The sequence below is a fragment of the Roseovarius sp. genome (assembly GCF_040219995.1).
In the GTDB taxonomy this organism is placed as follows: domain Bacteria; phylum Pseudomonadota; class Alphaproteobacteria; order Rhodobacterales; family Rhodobacteraceae; genus Roseovarius.
On record NZ_JAVJUC010000009.1, the window covers coordinates 102,903 to 128,108 of the forward strand.

22 protein-coding genes are annotated in these 25,206 nt (G+C 64.8%); 8 read left to right on the forward strand and 14 right to left on the reverse strand.

What is annotated here, in order from left to right:
* Positions 1-51 precede the first annotated feature (51 nt).
* The 4 genes from RID11_RS01985 to RID11_RS02000 are packed head-to-tail and all read left to right on the forward strand — an operon-like array spanning position 52 to position 4,591.
* Positions 52-1,854, forward strand: coding sequence for a hypothetical protein (locus RID11_RS01985; protein ID WP_350135516.1), 1,803 nt, complete (start codon positions 52-54; stop codon positions 1,852-1,854).
* 1 nt (position 1,855) lies between these two features.
* Positions 1,856-2,878, forward strand: coding sequence for a hypothetical protein (locus RID11_RS01990; RefSeq protein ID WP_350135518.1), 1,023 nt, complete (start codon positions 1,856-1,858; stop codon positions 2,876-2,878).
* A gap of 19 nt (positions 2,879-2,897) precedes the next feature.
* A complete protein-coding gene (locus RID11_RS01995) occupies positions 2,898-3,680 on the forward strand; it encodes a hypothetical protein (RefSeq protein ID WP_350135520.1) in 783 nt (260 codons plus the stop codon).
* 23 nt (positions 3,681-3,703) lie between these two features.
* Positions 3,704-4,591, forward strand: coding sequence for a hypothetical protein (locus RID11_RS02000; RefSeq protein WP_350135522.1), 888 nt, complete (start codon positions 3,704-3,706; stop codon positions 4,589-4,591).
* 10 nt (positions 4,592-4,601) lie between these two features.
* Here the strand turns inward: RID11_RS02000 and hemA are convergent, their stop codons facing one another.
* From hemA to bchF, 14 genes are all read right to left on the reverse strand, one after another.
* Positions 4,602-5,816: a 5-aminolevulinate synthase gene (hemA, locus tag RID11_RS02005; protein WP_350135524.1), complete on the reverse strand. Its 1,215-nt coding sequence runs from the start codon at positions 5,814-5,816 to the stop codon at positions 4,602-4,604.
* Positions 5,806-6,618, reverse strand: a complete 813-nt coding sequence (gene puhE / locus RID11_RS02010; protein WP_350135526.1) for a putative photosynthetic complex assembly protein PuhE — start codon at positions 6,616-6,618, stop codon at positions 5,806-5,808. The genes hemA and puhE overlap by 11 nt, the downstream gene beginning before the upstream one ends.
* A gap of 90 nt (positions 6,619-6,708) precedes the next feature.
* A complete protein-coding gene (gene acsF, locus RID11_RS02015; RefSeq protein WP_350135528.1) occupies positions 6,709-7,833 on the reverse strand; it encodes a magnesium-protoporphyrin IX monomethyl ester (oxidative) cyclase in 1,125 nt (374 codons plus the stop codon).
* Positions 7,830-8,126, reverse strand: coding sequence for an O2-dependent cyclase accessory protein (locus tag RID11_RS02020; protein WP_297770323.1), 297 nt, complete (start codon positions 8,124-8,126; stop codon positions 7,830-7,832). Before RID11_RS02020 ends, acsF begins: the two co-directional genes overlap by 4 nt.
* Before the next feature lie 15 nt (positions 8,127-8,141).
* On the reverse strand, positions 8,142-8,609 hold the full coding sequence (gene puhC / locus RID11_RS02025) for a photosynthetic complex assembly protein PuhC (RefSeq protein WP_350135530.1): 468 nt from the start codon (positions 8,607-8,609) through the stop codon (positions 8,142-8,144).
* An 18-nt stretch (positions 8,610-8,627) separates the two neighbouring features.
* Positions 8,628-9,260 carry a photosynthetic complex putative assembly protein PuhB gene (puhB, locus tag RID11_RS02030; protein WP_350135532.1) on the reverse strand — a complete coding sequence of 211 codons (633 nt, stop codon included), beginning with the start codon at positions 9,258-9,260 and terminating at the stop codon, positions 8,628-8,630.
* An 11-nt stretch (positions 9,261-9,271) separates the two neighbouring features.
* Positions 9,272-10,045, reverse strand: coding sequence for a photosynthetic reaction center subunit H (puhA, locus tag RID11_RS02035; protein WP_350135534.1), 774 nt, complete (start codon positions 10,043-10,045; stop codon positions 9,272-9,274).
* Positions 10,046-10,072: 27 nt separating this feature from the next.
* Entirely contained in the window at positions 10,073-11,527 is a 1,455-nt protein-coding gene (locus tag RID11_RS02040) for a PucC family protein (RefSeq protein ID WP_350135536.1), read from the reverse strand.
* Positions 11,524-12,204, reverse strand: a complete 681-nt coding sequence (gene bchM / locus RID11_RS02045) for a magnesium protoporphyrin IX methyltransferase (RefSeq protein ID WP_350135538.1) — start codon at positions 12,202-12,204, stop codon at positions 11,524-11,526. Before bchM ends, RID11_RS02040 begins: the two co-directional genes overlap by 4 nt.
* A complete protein-coding gene (gene bchL / locus RID11_RS02050) occupies positions 12,204-13,100 on the reverse strand; it encodes a ferredoxin:protochlorophyllide reductase (ATP-dependent) iron-sulfur ATP-binding protein (RefSeq protein WP_350135540.1) in 897 nt (298 codons plus the stop codon). Before bchL ends, bchM begins: the two co-directional genes overlap by 1 nt.
* 112 nt (positions 13,101-13,212) lie before the next feature.
* Positions 13,213-16,782, reverse strand: coding sequence for a magnesium chelatase subunit H (locus RID11_RS02055; protein ID WP_350135542.1), 3,570 nt, complete (start codon positions 16,780-16,782; stop codon positions 13,213-13,215).
* On the reverse strand, positions 16,772-18,301 hold the full coding sequence (bchB, locus tag RID11_RS02060; RefSeq protein WP_350135544.1) for a ferredoxin:protochlorophyllide reductase (ATP-dependent) subunit B: 1,530 nt from the start codon (positions 18,299-18,301) through the stop codon (positions 16,772-16,774). Before bchB ends, RID11_RS02055 begins: the two co-directional genes overlap by 11 nt.
* A complete protein-coding gene (locus RID11_RS02065; protein ID WP_350135546.1) occupies positions 18,298-19,584 on the reverse strand; it encodes a ferredoxin:protochlorophyllide reductase (ATP-dependent) subunit N in 1,287 nt (428 codons plus the stop codon). Before RID11_RS02065 ends, bchB begins: the two co-directional genes overlap by 4 nt.
* Positions 19,581-20,069, reverse strand: a complete 489-nt coding sequence (gene bchF, locus RID11_RS02070; RefSeq protein ID WP_350135548.1) for a 2-vinyl bacteriochlorophyllide hydratase — start codon at positions 20,067-20,069, stop codon at positions 19,581-19,583. The genes RID11_RS02065 and bchF overlap by 4 nt, the downstream gene beginning before the upstream one ends.
* Positions 20,070-20,408: 339 nt before the next feature.
* On the opposite strand from bchF, the gene RID11_RS02075 reads away from it, so the two are divergent.
* The 4 genes from RID11_RS02075 to RID11_RS02090 all read left to right on the forward strand — a co-directional run bounded on the left by RID11_RS02075 (position 20,409) and on the right by RID11_RS02090 (position 25,205).
* The gene (locus RID11_RS02075) at positions 20,409-21,212 is read left to right on the forward strand and encodes a cobalamin B12-binding domain-containing protein (RefSeq protein ID WP_350135550.1); all 804 of its coding nucleotides are present in this window, start codon (positions 20,409-20,411) and stop codon (positions 21,210-21,212) included.
* 33 nt (positions 21,213-21,245) lie between these two features.
* Positions 21,246-22,670: a transcriptional regulator PpsR gene (ppsR, locus tag RID11_RS02080; RefSeq protein ID WP_350135552.1), complete on the forward strand. Its 1,425-nt coding sequence runs from the start codon at positions 21,246-21,248 to the stop codon at positions 22,668-22,670.
* Positions 22,671-23,001: 331 nt separating this feature from the next.
* Positions 23,002-23,913: a chlorophyll synthase ChlG gene (chlG, locus tag RID11_RS02085; protein ID WP_350135554.1), complete on the forward strand. Its 912-nt coding sequence runs from the start codon at positions 23,002-23,004 to the stop codon at positions 23,911-23,913.
* Complete coding sequence (locus tag RID11_RS02090) at positions 23,910-25,205, forward strand: BCD family MFS transporter (RefSeq protein WP_350135555.1); 1,296 nt, start codon at positions 23,910-23,912, stop codon at positions 25,203-25,205. The genes chlG and RID11_RS02090 overlap by 4 nt, the downstream gene beginning before the upstream one ends.
* Position 25,206: the final 1 nt, after the last annotated feature.

Here is a 25,206-nt window from a genome sequence, read left to right on the forward strand (position 1 = left end):
TATTGCACGACGAGACCGGGGGTCGGGCGCTGTGGCATGCGGGGGCATGTCATGAGCCTGATGCAGGAAGTCGAAGATGCAATGGTCGCGATGTATGACGCGGGCCAGCAGAACAGCTATCAATACGAGCAGCTTGCCCGCGCGCGCAGCGGCCTGCTGAGTGAACCCGAAGGCAGCCCCGGCTATGACCGATATGCCACCACGGCGCGCAACAACCTGCCCGCGTCGAGCCCGATGGCGTCGGTGAATGATCCTGGGTTCGGCTCCGCGCAGTGCGATTGCGAACCCGGACAACCCTGTTGCCTGACCAGTGGTGAGCTATCCGACAGTTCCGCGCCTGACCGAAAACTGACATGGCCGTCGAACGGTGATGCGCCGCCAACCCGATTGTTTATCATCGCGGATGACAAGCAAGGCATGAACCTTGTCGGTAAGGTCAAAAGCAAGGCCGATGGACAGCAATGTCAGATGCGGCCCGCCCGACCTCAGGGGTTCAATACGCGTGGGCTGGTGTCAGGCGAGTCGCTGCTTCCGAAAACGGAAACCGAGCAGTCGGTCGCTGCCCCTCAGACAGCGAATTTTCAAGTGCTTGGTGATTCCATTTTGCCGCAGGATTTCGTCGTGGCGATGAGTGCGGTGGACATGCTGATATCCGGCATGGATTCGTTCGAGAACAACCAAGGTGCACGGTATACACCGCGGATGTGTTTGCCCGAATCCGGAATGGTGGCAACCTACACGGTGCATGCGTTTCCAGAGGTGGATATCAACGGCAGGATCATAGCCGATGTTACGCTCGACTTTCGCACCAGTCGCTTTGGGGCAAGCACGGGCATCAGCGGCGAGATGACGGGCAAGGTTGGTGATAAAACGATCGATGTGAAGAGCGAAGCCGGGGCAACGAAGCATACTGCTGCGGCGGCCCCTCCGTCGAACCAGGCAGCCTCCCGGGGAACGTCCGGCCTATTGAGCAAGATGATCTCGACCATGGGCTCTTTTGTACACGGGCGCGAGGCCGAGGGCTTTGAGGCGGAGGTGGTTGACGGCTCTGGGGTGACGCTTGTGGTGGAACTGACGCTGGAAGCGAGCGCGTTCAAACTGGAAAAAGTCGATGCAAGCCCGGACCTGAAATTCAAGGTCGACAAGTTCGAGTCGTCCCTGTCCGTGAAAGCTGAAGGGACAATTGACGTCGTCGAACTTGCCGTTGCAGGCCTTTTGTCACCGGCGGCTTCCGAGTTGGTGCAACGCGCGCGCGCAGAAGCGATGCGCGAGGGCCGCGCGATCCGGGGGCGCGTCAGGGCCGATGTCGTGTTGAGCGCCGGTGGTGAGTTGTCCTACAAGTACGGGTCCGGTCTGGCGTACCGCTATGCCGCCAATGGCGAGAACGGTTTTGAGAAAGGTGAGGGCTCGGACACGTTCGGGGGGAAAGTCGATATCAAGGGGGATGCGACGGTCGAGATTCATGCCGAGGGCGAGATTTGGATCGTCCAGGCTGAAGCTGGTGCGCGCGGCTCGATGCATACGGCGTGGTGCTGGGAGATGCGCAAAACCGACGCGGGTCGCGAGAAGAGGTATTATTTCGAAGGTTTGCGCGCACGGGTGAAAGGCTATGTGAGCGTGGGGATAACCAGCCGCGGCGACACGCTTGACCCGCCCGCACCGGGGGATCCGAATTTTGAGCGCTCTACCGGTGGCACGGCTTCGCGGAGTACAGGCGAGGTGTCGCAGTCGATCGCAGAGGTCGGTAACGGTGATGAAGAGGACTGGAGCAAGCCCTCTGGAGATGAAATCGAACTGCTCGAACCGACGGTTCCCGAGGTTACCGGGGAAACCCCCCCATGGGAGCCGTATTGACATGATTGACCAGATGAACCGACGTTTTTTCGTTTGCGCGGCAACCGCCTTGTCCGCCTTTCCAGGAGCCTCTCTCATGGCACAGACCAGCGATCCGCATTATTATTACCTTCGGTTCCGCACGGTCGCCTGCTGGCATATCGTGTCCGTCAATGACGTGCCGGTGTCGATAAAGCCGGCAGCCGAGCGGCAGGAATGGACGGTGCCGATCAACACGCTGCTGCGGGCGGGAACGAATACGCTAGCGTTCAACTTCGTGCCGGTCTGGGGTGAGGCCTATCCGGCGGGCGCTCCGAACCCGGAATTTGCCGTCCGGATCGACCTGGTGCGTTACAATCTGCGGACCGAAACGGACGAGGACTACACGGCCTTGCACCTGGCCTTCGACATGGAAACCGGTCACCTTGCGCCGGTGGAGCAAACGTCACTGGGGGCAAGCCGTGGGCAGGGCAGGGCGGTCTTCGGCAGCACCGGGCGTTTCACGGTCGAGGACGGGGAATACCGCGATATCTACGGCCCTGCCGTTCCATCGCGGGTGGTCACGTTCGATGTCACGGTGCCCGACGATTTGCCACCGCTCACATGGGAGGGCGCGCCAGTGCTGCCAGGGGCGGAAGTGCTGCGAGAGGAACTGCTTGCAGCTTATCGCGGTGTACATGCCGCCCTGATAAGCGGCGATGCTGCCCGCGTCAGGCAGGCCTATCTTCCCGCCTGGGAACGGACCGCGACGGTCATGCACTACCGGGACGTCACCGAATTCATGAGCGTGAACGACGCCGCGCAAAAGCTGGCGCCGACATTGCCGGAAGGCGAGACGTTGCAACCGGCGCGGTTCTGGCCATCGCCCGGAGAGGCCCAGATTTTCCATGCGGCTGAGGGCCGTCTGGCATTCATACTGCCATCGCCCTTGCGGTGGGCCGACCCGGCAACACCGGACAAGACCGCCGTTCAATCCGCGGTCGCCTTCATGCGCAACCCTGCCAGTGGGGGGCTTGTCGTTGCGTCCGTTCTGTATCTCGTCTGAGGTTGGTGTGGCGCATGCGATGATACGCGGGCTGGCCGGGTGCCATGTGGTTCAGCGTCGTCTGGCCGTGGCGATCCTACTTGCGGCAAGCTCTGCTGGGCCTGTTCTGGCGCAAACTGCCGATCCGGCCAAGACGGCATTCGGTGTCGAGATGGATCTGACCGGCGTCGATCTCGATATTCGGAACAATGACGTTCCGTTGTTCGGGGTGGTCGAACCGGCGAACCCGTTCGATGCGAGAGGGGTTCACTTCCTGCACTTCAACGCGGCGCTTTTGCCGGGGCTGAACGAGATATCGGTTCGCTATTCCGAAATTCCGGAACCGATGATGGATGGAATGTGGGTCAAGCTGCGCCTGAGTTACCGGGAGGCGGGGACATTTCCCGACCCGTTTTCGAGTGACGACTACGCGATCGACATTCCGCCGGCAGCCTCGCCCGATGGTCGTGTGCTGGCGCGGGGTATGTCTACGCAAATCGCCGTCGAGGCGGCCATGCGAAGGGCTCATGACGCCTTTGCCGAGGGGCGCGGGTCCGTTGTGGCGGAACTCGGCCCCAAGCTAGAGCGGATGGCGGCGTGTTTGGACATGCCGCGCGAGGCGATGCTGGACACGACGTATGTGCCGTTCCTGGACCCATCCTATGGATTCGCGTTGCACCCCTATGACGCCGACGAGGCCAGGATCGTGCTGATCGGGAACGGGCGGTTCGCGACGCTCGTGCCGCCGCCTGTCACCTTTCGGAACCCGGAGACGGGCGAGGTTCTCGCGCCTGACCTTGCATTCTTCCCTGATGAGGCGTGACAGTGGCACGTCGCGCATTAAGGATGTTGCCGCTGGTTGCGGTCTGCGCCGCGCCTGCTCTGGCCGACGGAGCCGATCCGGGCAGGACGGAATTTGCGATTGACCTGCAGGCGAATGCGGTGGTGCTGGATATCCGGCTGAACGACATACCGCTCTTTGGGGTCGAGCAACCGGCCAAACCGTTCCGGGCGCAGGTGCTGACCAAGGTGCCGATCAATTCCGGCCTGCAACCGGAGCGCAACGTGGTGACGGTGCGCCATTCCGAGGTGAGTGAGCCGGTGATGGAGGGGATGGTGGTGCGGCTGCGCTTTACCCATCACGAGGCGGGCAGTTTCCCGGACCCGTTCTCGGGTGACGCCTATGCGCTCGATCTCTCGATTCCGGGGGCGGAGGAGCAGCCCTTTGTCGCGCGCCCTGGAGAGACGCCGTTCATCTCGGTGGTGGAGCGGCCGGAGGTTGCCGATGCGGAGGGCACCATCGCGCTGACCCTCGATTACGCGATCGACATGCCTGCGTCGGCATGGCCGGGTGGCGAGGTGCTCGAAAAGGACATGGCGACCCGGGTTGCGGTCGAGGGCGAGATGCGCCGTGCGCATGCGGCGTATCAGGCGGGGCGCGACGGTGTCCTGACCGAACTCCGCCCGATGATCGACCACCTGTCGGCCAGCTATGGCATGACGCCAGAGACGTTTCTTGACACGCTCTATGCGCCGTTCGTCGATCCGTCGCAGGGCTTTGAGCTGCGCCCGTTCGATGCAGAGGAGGCGCGGCTGGAGCTGTTCGGCAACGGGCGGCTGGCGACGCTGGTGCCCTCGCCGGTGGTGTTCGAGAACAGTGAGTTGAACGAGTCCTTCGCGCCGGACCTGTTCTACTGGCGCGACGGGTCAGGGACGTGGAGGCTGATCGACTAGGATGGGCGCGTCAGGCCACCGCATGCGCCAGCGCGCATTGCTTCCACAACGTCGTGAGCGCCGTCACCAGATGGTCGATATCGGCATCCGAGTGCAGCGGGCCGGGGGTGAAGCGGAGCCGTTCGGTGCCCTTGGGCACGGTGGGATAGTTGATCGGCTGCACATAGATGCCCCAGTCGCGCATCAGGATATCGGCGAGCATCCGGCATTTGACCGGGTCCTTGATCATCACCGGGATGATGTGGCTGTCATTATCAAGATGCGGGATGCCGCGCGCGTCGAGTAGGCTACGCAGCCGGGCCACTTGCGCGCGCTGCGCCTGCCGCTCGTCGTCCGACTGCTTGAGATGCGCGATGCTGGCGGTCGCGGCGGCGGCCACGGCGGGGGGCAGGGCGGTGGTGAAGATGAAGCCCGACGCGAAGGAGCGGATGAAATCGCACAGGCTGGCGGAGCCGGTGACATAGCCGCCCATGCAGCCATAGGCCTTGCCGAGCGTGCCCTCGATCAGGGTGATGCGATCCGCCAGGCCGCGTTCTTCGGAGACGCCGCCGCCGCGCGGGCCGTAGAGGCCCACGGCATGCACCTCGTCGAGATAGGTCAGCGCGCCGTGTTTCTCGGCGACTTCGACGATCTCCTCCATCGGGCTGATGTCGCCATCCATCGAATAGACCGACTCAAAGGCCACGATCTTGGGTGCGTTGGCGGGCAGGCGGGCCAGCTTGCGGTCGAGATCCTCGGGGTCGTTGTGTTTCCAGATCACCTTTTGCGCGCGGCTGTGGCGGATGCCTTCGATCATGCTGGCATGGTTGAGCTCGTCCGAGAGGATCACCGCGTCGGGCAACCGGCTGCCAAGGGTCGAGAGCGCGGCCCAGTTCGACACGTAGCCGGAGGTGAAGAGGAGCGCGTCCTCCTTGCCATGCAGGTCGGCCAGTTCGCGCTCGAGCAGCAGGTGGTGGTGATTGGTGCCCGAGATGTTGCGGGTGCCGCCCGCGCCGGTGCCGCATTGGTCGATCGCGTCTTTCATGGCCTGCCGCACGACCGGGTGCTGGCCCATGCCGAGATAGTCGTTGGAACACCAGACTGTCACCTCGTCAGGGGCCTCGGCATCATGGCTCTTGGCCTTGGGAAACTCGCCGCAGCGCCGCTCCAGCTCGGCGAAAACGCGGTAATTTCCCTCTTCGCGCAGGGTGTCCAGTTGCGCGTCGAACATGGCGTCAAAATCCATGATGTCCCTCCGGTCTTGTCTTTTTAGGTGCATGTTTGGGCGCGGGCAGCATCCAGCGCCAGAGTTTCGCGTCAGGCACGGGCAGCACCATCAGCCAATGTTCGAGAAGTGCCAGCGCGGTGATCGCCGACAGGAGCGCAAAGCCCACCACCTCGCCGGGCTGGCCTGCGGAATAGAGCCGCTCCAGCCAGCAGGCCACGGCGAGGCTGAGCGCGGTGACTGAGCCGGGGAAGAACCAGCCCACCGGCGCGATGCGGAAATGGCTGCCCAGATGCGACAGCGCGCGGGGGATGAACTCGGTATTGATGCGCGGCACGCCGAAATAGAGGTTCAGCTTGGCGGTGACGCGGGCGAAATAGAGCACCGTGAAGGTCCAGAGGCCAAAGGTATTGGCAGCCTCATAGCCGAAGATCCAGACAAGGATCAGCACGCCGGTGAGCAGCATCTCGTGATAGGCGACGGTGCCCCAGGCGCGGAGGAACCGCTCCCATTCCGGCAGATGCGTGGGGCAGGGGCGGCGGTTTGGCCCGGTGATGGCGCCGGTGAGAAAGCTGAGCTCGATCCAGCCCCAGATCGCCAGCGCCGAGAGGAACGCGCCATAGGCGGCCCCCACGCCGGTCAGGCCCAGTGTCGCCTCATAGCCCCAGATCCCCGCGCCCAGAACCGGCAGCGCCAGGATTACCGCGCGGCGGCCCGCCGCATCGCCGCGCCGTTCGCAGAGGCGCACGACAATCAGGATCGCCCCGGTGGCGAACCACCAGAGAAAAAGCGCCATCAGGGCTGCGATCCAGGGGCTATGCACGTCTATTCCTTCATCTTGCCGGAAATATTCCGGGGGGTGTGGGGGGCTGGCCCCCCACATCGGTCGGTGCCACAGGCACCGAAACCGGGGTCAATAGGCCGGCTCCAGGCGGGTGCTGGCGGGCACCGTATGTTTCTTGGCCGGGATGGTGTAGAGCCCCACGAAAGCCGCCGCCGCGCGTGTCTGCGCGCCGAGGCTCCTCAGCCATGCTCCGACACCTTTTTCCGCCTTGGCGCGGGCCAGATCGGCATTCGCCTTTTGCAGCCGGACCAGCCCCGCAGCCCACCGCGGGTTGTCGATATCGAGCGTGATCGGGAAGATCTGCTTGGTCAGCTCAGACGTCTTAGTGAAGACCTCGTTGGCGTACCAGTCGGGCTCGACGCCGAGGGCGGCGTGGAATTTGGGCCGCTGGTGGTCGCGCACATACATCGTGGCGTAAACGGCGGTGAGGAAGAACTTGATCCAGAGCACGTTCTTGCCGGAGGTCAGCTTGGGGTCTGTCTTCATCAGCAGGGCAAAGGCCTCGCCGTGGCTGAATTCGTCATTGCACCACTCGTGGAACCACTTGAAGATCGGGTGAAAGCGATGCTCGGGATGCTGTTCCAGATGCCGGAAGATCGTGATGTAGCGGGCATAGCCGATCTTTTCCGACAGATAGGTGGCGTAGTAGATGAATTTGGGCCGGAAGTAGGTGTATTTCTTCTTCTGGGTCAGAAAGCCCAGATTGACCGCCACCCCCGCCTCGCGCAGGGCGTCGTTGATGAAGCCCGCATGGCGGGCCTCGTCGCGCGCCATCAGTTGGAAAAGCTGCGTGATGTCCTTGTTGTTGCCGCGCCGCTTCATTTCCTTGTAGAGCACGCAGCCCGAGAATTCGGCGGTGCAGGAGGAGATCAGGAAGTCGATGAACTCCTTTTTCAGCCCCGGCTCCATCCCGTCCCAATCGACGTGATCCCAGTCCTCGTTCTTCTTGAAATGGCCCTTGTTGGGATCAGACTCCATCTGGTCGATGAGCTTGTCCCAATCCTCGCGGACGGAAGAGACGTCGATCGCGTCAAGCTCGTCGAAATCGGTGGTATAAAAGCGCGGCGTCAGCAGCGTGTTCTGCATCGCCACCTCGGTTGCGGCCTTGCTGTCGAACTTGGCCTGCTCTTCCTGGATGGCGAGGCCTTCTTCGACGGTGGTCGCGTCGGCGGAATGTTTCACGAGGGCATTCATAGCGTCACCTCCTCGGAGAACGAGAATTCGCAAAGCTCCATGACCTCGAAATCCCCGGTCATCCGGGTCCAGAGGCGCTCGAGCCCGCTGGCGCGGACGATGGTGGCGTCGCGATCCTCGGAGACCACCTCGCCGAAGGGGGCCATGATCTCGGGGCCGTGCACCTTCACCTCGTCGCCCGGATAGACCGTGGCGCCGTTGTTGAAGCGTACATGCGCGTGGAGCGATTCAAACTTGTGACTGATTTCAACCGTACAGGGCGCGTGTTCGATTTCCTTGGTAAGCCATCCCATTATTGGCCTCCTTTCTCAGTTTGCCAGCAGCTTTGCGAAGGCTGCCGCGTTATCCGCGCCAAACCCCATGAGGTCAGCGCGCCAGCCTGTGCTGGGGTCGTGGATCGAGAGGCGGCCGTTTTCGTGCTGCCTCACGGTGACGGGCCCGGTGCGGACCACGTCGTGTTTGATGCGTTCGCGGTTGATCACCCGCTCGACTCCGGCGATGAAGCCGCCCTCTTCGGGGGACAGCTTGGCGATGACGCTGCCATTGGCGTCGAGCACGGTGGCGCGGCCACCCATGTCGCCGGAGAGGAACATCTGCCGTTCCAGCACCACCGGGCTTTGGGGCGGGGTGGAGACGAGCGGCGCGTCGGTGAAGCGCGCGTAGCTGACGATGGCCAGTACCGACAGCACCAGCACCAGCATCGCGCGGACCATCATCCGGGGGACAAGGTCGCGGTCCTGCGGGGTCTTGTATCTCGGGGCGCTTGCGTCAGTCATCGTCTGGGCCTCCTCGTGTTATTCCGCCGCCATCGCGGGTTGCGGCGCGGTGCGCTCAACGCGCGGCGTGGCGATGCGGGTCTCGGCCGCCTCGGCGATCAGCGCGGCGATCTTGTCGGCCTCGGGAATGCAGCGCAGCGCGGGCTGCGTGCGGCGCATCACCCAGGGACGCACATGTGGCCAGCACACCAGATACGACAGGCGCGTGTCGCCCATCAGATCAAAGGTAATGGTGCCGGTGCCGCGCTTGCCGGGTTTGAAATCGGCACGTCCGATCTGGGTGTAGGGCAGGTTGAGCGTCACCGTGAGCGCCGCCCCGATCCGCATCGCCACGCGGCGATTGGTGATCGTGTAGACGGTGGCGCGGGCCTGCACATAGCCCACGACCATCAGGATCGCGCAGACCACCGCGCCCATGATCAAGAGCGGCGCGGAGGCGGCAAAGGCCCCTGTCAGCGGCATCTGGTCGATGAGTGTGATGAATCGCCAGGCCGCGAGGAAGACGAAATAGCCCGCGATCCAAGTCAGGCTCAGCGACTCGACGCTGAGCCGCCACCAATCGGGTTTGCCCTGCCAGAGGATATGTTCGCCCTCGGGCGGTCTCTCGGGCAGGCCGGGTACGGGTTCAACGGCAAAGTCGTCATGGCTCATGGTCTTGGTCCTTATCCCAGTTGCGGCTCGAGCCGCGCCTCGGAGGCGTAAAGCGTGCCGCCACCGTAGTAGCCCGCGATCTTGTCCTCTTCGAGCAGTGTCACCTGACGTGGTGAGGCATGCACCGGCACGCCCGCGAAATGCTTGCCGAAGATCGAGCGGATCTGCACGCGGTCAGACCGGATGCGCGCGAAGGTCATCGGCACCAGCCGCTTGCCCTCGCCCCAGGGGGCCTGCAATTCGATCTCGAGATAGCGCACCAGCTGCTCGGGTTCGTCGATCCACATGTCGCTGACGGTGCCCACGACCTCGTGATCGCCGCCCTGCACCTCAAGCCCGCGCGGATCACGCCCTGCGGCCACCACGAAATGCTCGGTCGCCGACATCGGCACGATCTTGGGGTGGCCGTGGCCGTCCAGCTCGGGGATGTCGCGGCGCGGCGCCCAGGAGGCGGGGCCGACACCGTCGGCCATCGCATCGCCCGTTGGCACAAAGGGAAAGCCGTTGCCATGGGCGGTTTTCTCCAGCGCGAGATCGGTGCGGTCGGGGTTCTGGCCCGAGGGCACGGTGACCTCGCCACGGCCATGCGGCAGTTTGAAGGTCTTGTCGCCTGGCACCGGGAACAGGCCCTGATTGGCCGACGGGTTGCCGTCGTCATCCTCGAGCGGGTAGCCCTCGCGCATGTTCTCGCGCTGAATGTAGAAGATCAGCACCACGAAGAAGCCGTAGAACAGCCAGAGCGAGAGGCTCGCGAGGTCGAAATTTCCAAAGAATGGCTCGGTCATGTCAGACTCCTTTCGAGCGAACATTGGTCATGAGGGGAACTCGGCCAGCCCGATGCGGCCGCCCTCCGATTGCGATATGCTGCCGCGCGGGGTCAGCCGAACGAGCGGCCCCAGCACGACAAGGGTGAGAAAGAGAAGCGCGATTTCCGCGTGATAGACGAGGGAATAGCCGGTGGCGTTGGTCGCGAGCGCCTCGCCCCAGGCACCCGAGAGCGCGACGTGATTGACCACATCGCGCAAGGCTCCGCCGATGGCGATCGAGAGGCCCGCCGCCGTGGCCTGTGCGGCACCCCATGCGCCGAGCGCGAGGCCATGGCCGCTGCCGCCCTCACGCGCCAGCCCCATCGCGGCGGTGAGGGTCGAGACCGCAAAAAGCCCGCCGCCCAGGCCGATGAGGCCCGCCCCGGCAAAGAACAGCACCGGCGATTGCATGGGGGCGGCAAAGATCACCGTGGCGAAGGCCACGATCCCGACCAGAAGCCCCGTGCCCGCCATGCGGTAGGTGTTGGCCCCTTTCAGTAGCGCACGCCCGGCAAGGACAAAGCCCGCGAGCGCGCCTGCGGCCCAGATCGCCGTCAGCACCGTGGTGGCCGAGACCGAGAGGCCCAGCACCTCGCCGCCGTACGGCTCGAGCAGCACGTCCTGCATGTTGAAGGCCATGGTACCGAGGAAGACCACCGCCAGCAGCCGCCCCGCCGTACCGCCCTTCATCAGGTCAGCCCACGCGTCGCGGAACTGCGGGCGCGGGGCCTCGCGTTCGGCGCGGCTCATCGGGTTGAGCTTTTCCTGCTTCCAGAGTGCGATCAGGTTGAGGATGATGCCGACCGAGGCCGCGCCCTGCACCACGCGCACCAGCGTGAAGGGGGCGAAATCGCGCAAGAGCCAGCCGATCACGATGGCCGAGAGCGCCATGCCCAGAAGGAACATCACGTAGAGCAGCGCCACGACGCGGGGGCGGGTCTCATCGGTGGCCCGATCAGAGGCGAGTGCCAGACCGGCGGTCTGGGTCATGTGCAGCCCGAGGCCGGTCATCAGAAAGGCGATGGCGGCCAAAACTTCGCCCGCCCATGTCGGGCCGACCTGTTGCTGCCCGCTCAGCACCAGAAGGGCGAAGGGCATGACCGCAAGGCCGCCCATTTGCCAAAGCGAGCCGAACCAGAGATAGGGGATGCGCTTCCACCCCAAGGCGGAGCGGTAGGTGTCGGACCGGAACCCCAGAAGGGCGCGGAAGGGGGCGATGAGGACGGGTAGGGCGATCATCACTGCGACGATGACGGCAGGAACAGACAGTTCGACGATCATCACGCGGTTGAGCGTGCCCAGAAGCAGCACCGTGGCCATGCCGACCGAGACCTGGAAGAGCGACAGGCGCAGAAGTTGACCGAGCGGCAGGCCCTCGCTTGCCGCATCGGCAAAGGGAAGCCAGCGGGTGGTGACCGCCATCAACTGCGCGTTGGTGCGTTTCCAGGCCGGTCCGATCATCCCCGCACCTCCATCGCCTGTGAGATGTAGAAGCCGCGTGCGACCCGGGTCAGGGGCGTGAGCCGTGCCGTGCTGCCTGCCGCGCGCAGGCCCTGTGCCAGCCGTGCTGCCGAATGCGGCACCATGACCGGTGAGCGGTCGGCGCGCGGGAAGAGCTTGCCCACCCGCCACATCGCCATCAGAAGCGGCGTGCGCGGGGCGACGGTAAAGATGATCCCGCCACTGGTGCGCGCTGCGAGGCCGGTGAGCGCGCGGCTGAGGTCGGCGACCCCGTAATAGATCAGGCTGTCCATCGCGAGGACATGATCGAAGCGCCCGAGGTTTTGTGCCAACATGTCGCCGGAGTGAAAGGAAACACGTCTCTTGAGCCGCTCATCAACACGTTTTCGCGCGATGTCGACAAGCGCGGGAGAGATATCCACCGCCACCACATCGGCCCCGCGCGCCGCGAGTTCCGCGGTCATCTGCCCCGCGCCGCAGCCTGCATCGAGGATGCGCGCGCCGCGCAGATCGTCGGGCAGTCGCGCCAGCATCTGTGCGCGCATGACATCGCGCCCCTCGCGCACCGTCTGGCGGATCTTCGACACCGGCGCATCGCTGGTCAGCGCCTCCCAGGCCCGGGTGGCGGTGCGGTCGAAATAGGTCTCGACCCGCGCGAGTGTCTGGTCATAGGACATCAATCGAACCCCAGAAGCTCGAATATATCGCGGTCTTCCATCGGCGAGGGGGCCAGCGGATCGGTGCCGTTCCACAGATGCTGGGCAAGGCCGGTATAGATGTCGCGGACCATCTGCACCTCGTCGTCGGTTTCCATCTCGAAGAGTGTCTTCTTCTTGAGGCGCGAGCGGCGGATGGCGTCGATGTCGGGCATATGCGCGATCCGGTTGAAGCCCACGACATCGCAGTAGCGGTCGACCTCGTCGGTGTCCTTGGAGCGGTTCGCCACGCAGCCCGCAAGCCGCACCTTGTAATTGGCCGATTTCGCCTGCACGGCGGCGATGATCCGGTTCATCGCGTAGATGCTGTCGAAATCATTGGCGGTGACGATCAGCGCCCGGTCGGCATGCTGCAGGGGCGCGGCAAAGCCGCCGCAGACCACGTCGCCCAGCACGTCGAAGATCACCACATCGGCATCATCCAGCATGTGGTGCTGTTTCAAGAGCTTCACCGTCTGGCCGACAACGTAACCGCCGCAGCCGGTTCCGGCGGGCGGGCCGCCGGCCTCGACGCATTGCACGCCGCCCCAGCCTGTCGTGACGAAATCCTCGGGGCGCAGTTCTTCGGAGTGGAAGTCCACATCCTTGAGAATGTCGATCACCGTGGGCTGCAACTGACCCGTCAGCGTAAAGGTGCTGTCATGCTTGGGGTCGCAGCCGATCTGCAACACCCGCTTGCCCATGGCCGCAAAGGCCGCCGAGAGGTTCGACGAGGTGGTCGATTTGCCGATCCCGCCCTTGCCATAGACCGAAAACACCTTGGCGCCCTCGATCTTCATCGAGGCATCCTGATGCACTTGCACCGATCCCTCGCCGTCCTGTCCCCGAAGGTTCGGGATATCGTCGCGCGGGCTCATATAGTCCTCCAATCGGTGGGCCTCATGGCCCCCTGTTTCTTCTGGCCGTAAATATCCCGGGGGTGTGGGGGCTGGCCCCCACGTGCGCCTTGGCCATATGCGCTCCGGTTCGTCATTCTGCCGCCACCCCTTCCATCCGGTCTTCGATCGCGTCGGCGGCGGCGCGCAGGGCGTCGAGCGTGGCCGCATCCGGGCTCCAATAGGCGCGCTCATGCGCCTCGATCAGCCGGTTCGCCATGCGCGAGGAGGCGGCGGGGTTGAGCGCGCTCATCCGCTCGCGCATCGCCTCATCCAGCACAAAGGTCTCGGAGAGGCGCTGGTAGACCCAAGGCTCCACCTGACCGGTGGTCGCGGACCAGCCCATCGTATTGGTCACATGCGCCTCGATCTGGCGCACGCCCTCGGCCCCATGCCCCAGGAGGGCCTCGTGGAATTTTGGATTGAGCGAGCGCGAGCGGGTTTCGAGCGCCACCTGATCGGCCAGCGTGCGAACCTTGCCCGCGCCGCGCGTGGTGTCGGAGATGTAGAGCGCGGCCTCCTGCCCGCCGCGGGCGCGTTTCACCGCGCGGGCGATGCCGCCGAGCGTGTCGAAATAGTGGTCGACCGTGGTGACGCCCAGTTCGATCGATTCGAGGTTCTGATAGGCGAGATCGACGGTGCGCAGCGTTTCCTGCAAGAGGGCTGTCTGCTGTTGCGCCTTGCCGTTGACGCCGTAGGCAAAGCTCTTGCGCGCCTCGTAGGCATCGGCGAGCTCGTCCTCTTCGCCAAAGGCGGAGCTATCGACCATCTGGTTGACGTTCGAGCCATAGGCACCTTCGGCATTGGAAAAGACGCGCAGCGCGGCCTCGTCCATCGTGCAACCGGTGCGCTCGATATGCGCCAGCGCATGGGCGCGGATGAAGTTCATCTCGACCGGCTCGTCGGCTGAGGCGGCCTTGAGCGCGGCCTCGGCCAGCAGGCGGGTTTGCAGGGGCAGCAGGTCGCGGAAGATGCCCGAGAGGGTCATCACCACGTCGATGCGGGGGCGGCCCAGGGTTTCCAGCGGGATCAGGTCCGCACCGCAGAGCCGCCCGAAGGCGTCGAAGCGTGGCGTTGCGCCGATCAGGGCCAGCGCTTGTGCCAGTGGCGCGCCGTCGGATTTGATATTGTCCGAGCCCCAGAGCACCAGCGCCACGCTGCGCGGCAGGCTGTGATGGGTGTCGAGCAGAAGCTGCGCCTGTTTCGCGCCCTCACGGCAGGCGAATTCCGAGGGCATGCGGAACGGGTCAAACGCGTGGATATTGCGCCCGGTGGGCAGGATATCGGGCGAGCGGATCAAATCACCGCCATGCACCGGCGGGGTAAAGCGGCCCTCGAGCGCGTTGAGGAGCGCGGGGATCTCCGTCTCCTGCTGCAGATGCGCGTCGGCTGTCGCACGGGTCTCCGCGTCGGCATCGGCCATCAGGTCGAGATACTCGGCGCGGGCCTCGGCGGTCATCGGGCGGCCCAGAACGTGCAGGCCTTCGGGAATGAGCGCCGCTTCGGTTTCCAGCAGGCGCAGCCAGAGCGCCGCGATATCGCTGCCGTCGAGATCGACCGCTGCCGCCTGCTCAACGATCAGCGCCTCGAGCTCGGCGCGTTCGGGGGCGTCGCCCGCCATCTCGCGCCAGCGGGTCAGGCTGTCTTTCAACTCCGTCAGCCCCTTGTAGAGCCCGGCCACCGCCAGCGGCGGGGTGAGGTGGGTGACGGTGACCGCCCCCGTGCGCCGCTTGGCCAGTGTCGCCTCGGAGGGGTTGTTGGCGGCATAGAGATAGACGTTGGGCATGTCGCCGATCAGGCGATCCGGCCAGCAGGCATTGCCCGGCCCCGCCTGTTTGCCGGGCATGAATTCGAGCGCGCCATGCATGCCGAAATGCAGCAGCGCATCGGCGCGGAAAGCGTTTTTCAGCCACAGATAGAACTGGGTGAAGGCGTGGGTCGGGGCAAAGCCGCCCTCGAAGAGAAGGCGCATCGGGTCGCCCTCATAGCCAAAGGCCGGTTGCAGACCGACAAACACATTGCCGAACTGACAGCCCAGGATATAGACGCCGCGCCCGTCGGATTGCACCTTGCCGGGGGCGGCGCCCCATTGCGCCTCGATCTCGGTCAGCCAGGGCGTGCCGCGGACGATTTCGTCGGCGCTGACATGGGCGGCGATATTGGCCTCCTGCCCGTATTGCGCGGCATTGCCGCCGAGCACCTCGGCGCGCAGATCCTCGACCGTTTCCGGCGGAGTGAGGTCATAGCCGCGCGCGGCCATGGCGTGCAGCGTGTTGTGCAGCGATTGGAACACGTCGAGATAGGCCGCCGTGCCAGCCGCGCCCGCATTCGGTGGAAAGCCGAACAGGATGATGCCGACGCGCCGTTCTGCCACGCGCGAGCGGCGCAGTGCGACCTGCTTTTCGACGCGGGCCGCCAGCACCTCGATGCGCTCGGGGCAGGGGGCCATTTCCTTGACGGTGGACTGCGGCGCGCAGTTGCGCGCGCAGCCCCGGCAGCCCTGTGCGCCGTGGCGACCGGCAAAGACGGTCGGATTGGTCGCGCCGTCAAGCTCGGGCAGGGCGATGAGCATGGTGGTCTCGATGGGCCCGAGACCCTGCTTGGAGCCTGCCCATTGATCGAGGGTCTGGAATTCCAGCGGGTGCGCCGCGACATAGGGAATGTCGAGCCCGGTCAGCGTGTCGAGCGCGGCGGCGTTGTCGTTATAGGCCGGGCCGCCCACGAGGCTGAAGCCGGTCAGCGACAGCAGCGTGTCGATCTTCGGGCCGGTCTCATCGGTGAAGAACGCCTCGATTGCGGGGCGACCGTCGAGCCCACCGGCAAAGGCGGGCAAGACGCGCAGCCCGCGCGCCTCGAGCGTGCGGATGACGGTGTCGTAATGCGCGGTATCGCCCGCCAGCACATAGCTGCGCATCATCAGGAGGCCCACGGTGCCCTTGGCCCCCTCGGGGCTTGGCAGGTCGGCGGGGTCGGTGGTGATGCGCTCGGGCAGGTCGGGGTGATAGAGGCCGGTATCGGGATATTCGATCGGGGCTGGGGCGGTGACACCGCGCCAATCGGCGCGACGGCAGTAGCGCGACAGCAGGAACCGCACCATCGCCTCGATATTGTCGTCCGAGCCACCGAGCCAGTATTGCATGATCAGGAACCAGGCGCGCAGGTCCTGGCTCTTGCCGGGGATGAGGCGCAGGATCTTGGGCAGGCGGCGCAGCATGCGCATTTTCTTGGCGCCGGATTCGGTCGAGGGCTTGCCGGAGCCGCGCAGTTTCTTGAGCAGCTTCATCGCGCCCGAGGCGGGGGCACCCATGTCGAGCGTGCCCATGCGGGTGAGCTTCACGATCTGCGCATCGGCGATGACGCCCGCCATCGCGTCGCAGTCAGCGCGGCGCGCCTTGAGGTCGGGGAGGATGGCGTTGATATGCTCTTCGAGGAACAGCAGGTTGGCGATGACGATATCGCCCTTGGCAATCGCCGCCTTGGCCTCGGCCAGGGCCTCGGGGCTTTCGCCCCATTCGGCGGCGGCGTGGACGCTGAGTTCCAGCCCCGGGAAATCATCCGCCAGACGTTCGGCGACACGTGCGCAGGGGCCTGCCGCATGGGCATCGAGCGTGAGGATCACGACGCGGTAGGGCGCAGGGGCGGATATGTCGCGATCAACGTGCATAATGCGCCTTTGCCTCGTATAGCGTGTCGATGCCGATCTCGTGGACGCCCTGATTGGCGGCGAAGGTTTCGGTGTTGCGCCGGGCCTTGCCGCGCACGAAGAAGGGGATCTTCTTCAATTCACGCTCGGCCTCGTCGAGCCAGATGACGGTGCCGGGTGCCGACTCTCCGGTCGTTTCCGGCTGCTGCGTCTCGGGCGCGGGCGTGGTGTGGTGGCCGCCGTGATGGCTGGCCCCGGCGGCATCGTTGAATTCGAAATCGTCGCGGAACATGTGCAGCAGGTGCTCTTCCAGCCCCATGACCAGCGGATGCACCCATGTGTCGAAGATCACGTTCGCGCCCTCGATCCCCATCTGCGGGGAGTAGCGGGCGGGGTAGTCCTGCACGTGGACGGGGGCCGAGATCACGGCGCAGGGGATGTTAAGGCGCTTGCCGATCATCCGCTCCATCTGGGTGCCGAGGATCATTTCGGGGGCGAGTCCTTCGATGGCGGCCTCGACCTCCAGGTAATCGTCGGTAACGAGCGCCTCGACGCCGTACTCCTTGGCCAGCTTGCGGATGGGGCGGGCCATTTCGCGGTTGTAGCAACCCATGCCCACCACCTCGAAGCCCATCTCGTCGCGGGCGATGCGCGCCGCAGCCGCCACATGGGTGCCGTCGCCGAAGAGGAAGACGCGCTTGCCGGTCAGATAGGTGCTGTCGACGCTGGCCGAATACCATGGCAGGCGCAGGCGGCTCTCGTCGATCTGCGGGGTGAGGCCGGTGAGGGCCGCCACCTCGGCCATGAAGTCGCGGGTGGCACCGACGCCGATGGGGACGGTCTTGGTGAACGGCAGGTCGAGTTCGCGCTCCATCCAGCGGCAGGCGGCCTCGCCGGTTTCGGGATACATCAGCACGTTGAAATGCGCGGCCCCCAGACGGGAGATGTCGGAGGGCGAGGCCCCATAGGGCGCGCAGACATTCACTGCCACGCCCATATCGGCCAGCATCCCCGTCAGTTCGGTGATGTCGTCGCGATGGCGGAAGCCAAGCGCCGTCGGCCCGATCAGGTTGCAGCTGACATGGGCGGTCTTCTCGACTGGTTTTGCGATGGCGCGGGTGATCTGAAAGAACGTCTCATCCGCGCCGAAATTTTCCTTGCGCTGGTAGCTGGGCAGTTCGAGCGCGATGACCGGGACGGGCAGGCCCATCATCTCGGCCATGCCGCCGGGGTCGTCCTGGATAAGTTCGGCGGTGCAGGAGGCGCCGACGATCATCGCTTGCGGTTTGAACCGCTCATAGGCGTTCTGGCAGGCGGTCTTGAAGAGGTTGGCGGTGTCCGAGCCCAGATCGCGCGCCTGAAAGGTGGTGTAGGTCACCGGCGGGCGGTGGTTGCGGCGCTCGATCATCGTAAAGAGCAGATCGGCATAGGTGTCGCCCTGCGGCGCGTGTAGCACGTAATGCAGGCCGGTCATCGCGGTGGCGACGCGCATCGCGCCGACATGGGGCGGGCCTTCATATGTCCAGAGCGTCAGCTTCATTCCGCCGCCTCCAGATGCAGGGCCGCGCGGCGGCGCAGGGGGCGCGAGAAGAGCCCGGCAAGATCGCCCGCCTGTTCGTAGAAATGCACCGGGGTGAAGACCAGCTCGATGGCCCATTTGGTGGTGAGCCCTTCGGCCTCGAGCGGGTTGGCGAGGCCAAGGCCGCAGACCGTGAGATCGGGGCGCGCGGCGCGGCAGCGTTCGAGTTGCAGGTCCACGTCCTGACCTTCGGCGATCTGCGGGCCTTCGGCCAGAAGATCGAGATCGGGGCCGAGGATGGCCTTGTGCAGGTAGGGCGTGCCGACCTCGAGCGCCTCCATGCCGCATTCGCGGGTGAGAAAGCGCGCCAGCGGGATCTCAAGCTGGCTGTCGGGGAAGAAGAAGACGGTCTTGCCGGCGAGCGTTTCGGCGGCTTGCTTGACCGCACGGCGGGCGCGGGCGCGGGGCGCGTCAGTGACGGCATCAAAACGCGCCCGTTCGACACCGAATTCCTGCGCGAGAGCGGCCAACCACGCGGTCGTGCCCTCCTCGCCGAAAGGTAGCGGTGCAGGAACATGACGCGCCCCGCGCCGTTCAAGGGCGGCATGGGTGCCCCCCAGGAACGGCTGGGTGAGGGCGAACACGGTGTTCGGGCCCACAGCAACCGGGTCATCTGCATGGCGCGCAGGCAGGACCGTGACCTTGTCGATCCCCATCTGCGCCAGAAGGTCAAGCGCCTGATCCTCGACCACGTCGGGCAGCGCGCCCACCAGCATCAGCTGGCGTTCATCGGTCTGCGGCAGGGCGGGGACCATCGAGGCGAGGCAGGCATCCTCGCCTTCGGTAAAGGTCGTCTCGATGCCCGAGCCGGAATAGTTGAGCACCCGCACCTTGGGGGCGTGGCGCATGGTCAGCCGTTCGGCGGCGCGGGCGAGATCGAGCTTGATCACCTCGGAGGGGCAGGAGCCGACGAGGAAAAGCTGCCGGATGTCGGGGCGGCGGGCGAGCAGGCGCTCGACCTCGCGCTCCAGCTCCTCCTGCGCGTCCTTGAGGCCCGCGAGATCGGTCTCTTCGAGAATCGCGGTGCCGAATCGGGGCTCGGCGAAGATCATCACGCCAGCCGCGGATTGCAGCAAATGCGCGCAGGTGCGGGATCCGACGACCAAAAAGAAGGCATCCTGCATTTTGCGGTGCAGCCAGATGATGCCGGTGAGACCGCAGAACACCTCGTGCTGTCCGCGCTGTTTGAGGACCGGTGCGTCACGGCAGCCGCGGGTCGGCGGGGGGGCGTCGTGGCGGGTCATACGGCACCCTCCATCTGCCGACGGGCGGCGCGCAGCTTGAGCAGGAACTGCCCGGCATTGATGACGTAGGCGGTGTAGGCGGCAAGCGCGAGGGCCATCAGTTCCACGGGCGGGAGCGCTCCTGTGTAGAGCGCCCAGACATAGGCGGTGTGCAGCGCGATCACCGCGAAGCTGAACACGTCCTCCCAGAAAAAGGCCGGGGCGAAGAGGTATTGGCCGAACACCACCTTTTCCCAGATCGCGCCGGTCACCATGATGAGATAGAGCAAGCCGGTCTTGGCGAGGATCGACAATGTCGCGGCCTCGTAGCCGGTTCCTGTCAGCAGGTAGCGGATAACCAGCACAAGCGACACGAGAAACACCAGGAATTGCAGCGGCGCAAGAATGCCCTGCACCAGTGTCCAGACACTCGCGTCGCGGCGCGCGCGCTGTTCCTCGGTGTAAAGCGCGCCTGAAGCGTTGGTGGTCTGCGCGTGCTGCGCCATTTGTCCCCCCTCACAGGCAAGTTTGTCTGGATTCATGCTAAGTGCGGGACGGGCAAAGTGTCAATTATAATTTACACCTGTAATTTAGCGCATGTCATCCGTTCTGGACGCATCTTCGGGAATCGACCTGTGGCCGCGACCCGTTGAAATTGCCTTGTTACATGTCAGGAAAGAGAAAAGAATGAAGCGCGAATTCAGTGCGCTAGAAGATTTGATTTCAGATATGTCAGAAAATTTTGACATTTGACCTTCTCGCGCGCAAACTAAATTCATCCTAATAGCGTAGGTGCGTGCCATTGCATGCGAGGTCGCTGCGACGGGCTTGGAGGAGGGGACAACATGCGAGATGAGGGACAAGAGGAACAGCCCGGAATATCCGGCGGGCAAGGCAAGGGTATTCGCTTTTTGGTTGAGTCCGCACTGCGATCCGTCGCCTCGGCGAGCCACAGCACCGAACCCAAGACACGCGACGAATGGATCACGCAGCTTTGCGCCGCGCTTGTGTCGGAATCAGAGACCAGCCACAAGGCAGTGATCTCGTCGCTGATCGCCAAGGGTGTGACGCAGCGCGAGGTGTTCCAGTCCTATATCCCCGACGCCGCCCGTGTGCTGGGCGAGATGTGGGTGCAGGATCGCGCCAGCTTTGTCGATGTCACGCTTGGCGCGTCGCGATTGCAGGCGCTGTTCCGCAGCTATGGCGAGGACGGTTTCGATCGCTGGCTCGATCGCAGCATTCCGCTTGGCCAGTCGGTTCTGATGATCATTCCCGAGTTCGAGCAGCATTCGCTTGGGGCCTTCGTCGCGGCGGATCAATTCCGTCGGCACGGGCTCTGGGTTCACATGGGGATCGGGCTTAATCGCGAGGAATTGACCAAGCTTATCTCGAGTGGGCGCTTTTCCATGCTGGGCTTGAGTGTGGCGACGCGGAAAACGGTTGAAAAGGTGACGGAATTAATAGATTACATCCGGGCTGACAATCCTGACTGTCCGCCGATCGTCATTGGTGGCCGCGTCGTGGACGACGCGCGGATGATAGAACGCCGCACCGGGGCGGATCATGCCGTGAAGTCGATCCGCGAAGCGATCGAACGATGCGGTCTGGCTGCGGTCGGACAAGAACTGCCGTTCGACTCGGCTCTGTGAGAGCGGGAGGGCGCGTAAAACCGGAGTATTGGTGTGACCAAGCAGGAACGGACATCGGAACGACTGTGCGCTGGTGCTCTTCCTGATCCGGGGGCTGTCGATAATATCATTGAGCAGGCCTCGGATATCGCCGTGATGGTGGATGAGGCCGGTGTCGTGTCGGGCATTTCGGTCAGCCCGGAATGCCCGTCCCTGGGCTGTCTTGACCATTGGGTCGGGCGCGAGTTCATCAGTTTCCTCACCTCTGAGAGCGAAGAGAAGTTCGCCGCGCGCCGACGTGAGATGCTGGGCGATCCCAAGGCCGTGCCGCGCCCGGTCGAACTCAATCACATCGACAATGCCACATGGGAATTTCCCGTACGCTACACGCTGCACCGGGTCACCGGGCAGGGCGTGCTGTTGTTGGGGCGCGACATGCAACCGGTCGCCGAGGTGCAGCAGCGCCTGTTGCGTGAGCAGCAGGCCCGCGAGCGCGACCAGCAGCGTCTGCGTGGTGGCGAGACCTACTACCGCGTCGTGCTGGAGGCCTCCGAGACGCCGATGGCGCTGGTCGATCCCGAGAGCGGGCGCATTCGCGACATCAACAGTGCGGCGGCGCATCTGCTGGGGTCGAAACCCGACACGTTGGCCGGCACCGCGTTTGCGCAGGCCTTTGAGGGCCGTCGTCGCGGCGAGTTCATGGAGGCGGTGCATGGTGCCGCTCAGGCCAGTGAGACCAAGGGGGTCGAGGTGGTGGCGCGGCGCAACGGCCGCGTGGTCATGGTGTTTCCGGAGTTTTTCCGCGCGTCGGGCGATCTGGTGCTGTTGTGCCGGATCAACCTGGTCGATGAAAAGGATGCCAGCGGACCGGAATTCACCCAAGCCCTTGCGGCGCTCTTTGCGGCGTCCAGCGATGCCATCGTGCTGACCGATGCCAAGGGCATGATCCGCGATGCCAACGAGGCGTTCCTGATCATGGCCGATGCCGCGCAACTGCGCGACGTGAAGGAGCAGTCGCTGTCGGAATTCCTGTCGCGCGGCGCGGTCGATCTCAAGCTGATCCTGGAGACCGCAGCCAAGTCGGGGCGCATGCGCAGCTATGCCGCACAGGTCAAGAGCATCGTCGGCACGCGCGCGCCGGTGGCGATATCCGCCGCCCGGCTGCGCCATCGCGGCGGCGATCTGGGCTTTGGCCTGATCCTGCGCGAGCAGACGCCGAGCGATTACCAGGCCGCCGAAGGTGCGGTCGCGGTCAGTGACGAGGCAATGAAGAACGTCATGGATCTGGTCGGCACAGCGTCTTTGAAAGAGCTGGTCTCGGCCACATCCGATGTGGTCGAGAAGATGTGCATCGAGACGGCGGTGCAACTGACCGGTAACAACCGGGTCGCAGCGGCGGAAATGCTCGGCCTGTCGCGCCAGAGCCTTTATGTGAAGCTGCGCAAGTACGGGATGCTGAACTCCGACAGTGAGGGGTGAGGTTTAGCTCTGGGGGGATGGTTCGGGCTGGGTGTGGCCTGAATCAGTCGTTGCCGTGAGCCGCGCATCGTCGTGCCGCGGTGTGGCGATCCAACGTCAGTTTTGTAGCGCTTTATACCAGCCAAGGCCGAAAAACATCCGGGCGCAGAGCAGGTTGCAGCCAAATCGCCGCGCCGGGGGGCGGCACGGCGATGCGCGGCGGCCTTGGGCCGAGTTTCGCGCAGAGTGCTTCAATCGGATGGCAGCAACAGCCCAAAACTGACAGGCCATATCCCCCGTCACCACAACAAAACCCTTTATCCGACTCGCAATGTATAGTTTAGTTGACACTATGAGTGTCACATATTCATTACGCGACGCGCGCCGCCTGCCGAAACCGCGCGCCATGCTCACGCTGATCAAGCCGATCACGTGGTTTCCGCCGATCTGGGCCTATCTTTGCGGCGTCGTCTCGTCGGGAGTGCCTCTGAGTTCCGCGCCTTGGTTGGTGCTGATCGGGATGGTTCTGGCGGGGCCCGTGGTTTGCGGCATGAGTCAGGCGGCGAATGACTGGTGCGACCGGCATGTGGACGCGATCAACGAGCCTGACCGGCCGATCCCCTCGGGGGCGATTCCGGGCCGGTGGGGGTTGTGGATCGCGCTGGCGATGAGCGGTCTGGCGCTGGTGCTTGGCTCCACGCTGGGGCCGTGGGGCTTTGGTGCGACCGTCTTTGGCGTGCTTGCAGCCTGGGCCTATTCGGCGGAGCCCGTGCGGCTCAAGCGGTCGGGCGTCTGGGGTCCGGGCCTCGTGGGGCTGTGCTATGAGGGTTTACCGTGGTTCACCGGGGCCGCCGTGCTGGCCGCCGGTGCGCCTGCGGCCGAGGTCGTGATCGTCGCGGCGCTCTATGCGCTTGGCGCGCATGGCATCATGACACTCAACGATTTCAAGGCGCTCGAGGGCGACCGGCAGACCGGGGTCAACTCGCTGCCCGTCACGCTCGGGCCCGAGCGCGCGGCGCGGGTGGCCTGCGTGGTGATGGCGCTGCCGCAACTGGCGGTGATCGGCCTCTTGCTGGGCTGGGACCGTCCATATCATGCCGCCGCGATCGGTTTGCTTGTTTTGGCGCAACTCTGGGCGATGCGAATTCTGTTATCCGATCCCAAGGGCCGCGCGCCCTGGTATAACGGCACGGGCGTCACCGCATATGTCTCCGGCATGATGATCGCCGCCTTTGCCATTCGCACGATCGGAGGGGCGGGATGAACCTGAGCTGGCTGCAAATCTTTCGCATGGGGCTGGTGCAGATGTGCCTTGGCGCGGTGGTGGTGCTCACGACCTCGACGCTGAACCGGCTGATGGTGGTGGAACTGGCGTTACCCGCGGTGCTGCCGGGGCTGCTGGTGGGACTGCATTACGGGATTCAGATCACCCGGCCGAATTGGGGCTTTCTGTCGGATACCTCGGGCAACCGCACCCGCTGGATCATCGGCGGCATGGCTGTGCTGGCGGCGGGCGGCTGGCTGGCGGCGCTCGGTGTGGTGATGATGGAGACGCAGTTCGGCGCGGGGCTGGCGCTGTCGATCCTGGCCTATGCGCTGATCGGTCTGGGGGCAGGGGCCTCGGGCACGTCGCTTCTGGCGCTTCTGGCCACGGCCTGTGCGGCACGCCGCCGGGCGGCGGCGGCAACGATCACCTGGCTGATGATGATCGCGGGGATTGCGATCACGGCGGGCACGGTGGGTGCGTTTCTCGATCCCTATACACCTGCGCTGCTGCTGCGGATCGTGGGCATCGTGAGCCTTGGTGCGGTGGTGCTGACCGCGCTGGCGATCTGGGGCATCGAGGCGCGCACCGGTGCGCAGCCGCTCAAGGCGGATGGGCCGGTGCGGTTCCGCGAGGGGCTGGCAGAGATCTGGGCCGAGCCCGAGGCGCGCAATTTCACGATTTTCGTGTTTCTCTCGATGACCGCCTATTTCATGCAGGAACTGATCCTCGAGCCTTATGCCGGGCTGGTCTTTGGCATGACGCCGGGACAGTCGACGCAACTGTCGGGCGCGCAGAACGGGGGGGTTTTTCTTGGCATGCTGACGGTGGGCATCGCGGCCACAGGGCTGCGGCTCGGCTCCATCCGGCATTGGGTGGTGGCGGGCTGTCTTGGCTCGGCGATGTCCTTGGGGCTGATCACTGCCCTCGGGGCGTCGGGCGTGGCGGCGGCGCTGGTTCCGGCGGTTGTGTTGCTGGGGTTCTTCAACGGCATGTTCGCGGTCGCCGCCATCGGCGCGATGATGGCGCTTGCGGGGCAGGGGCGCGGATCGCGCGAGGGCACGCGCATGGGCCTGTGGGGCGCGGCGCAGGCCATGGCCGCAGGTTTTGGCGGGCTCGTTGGTGCGGCGGCGGTCGATGTGATGCGCCGGGTGATGGTGGCGGATGCCCCCGCCTTCGGCGCGGTCTTTACCTTCGAGGCCGCTCTTTTCGTGCTCTCGGCGCTTCTGGCGCTCAGGGTGATTGATCACGGTCGTGACCGCGGTGCTGCGACCCTCGTTCCGGGAGAATGAG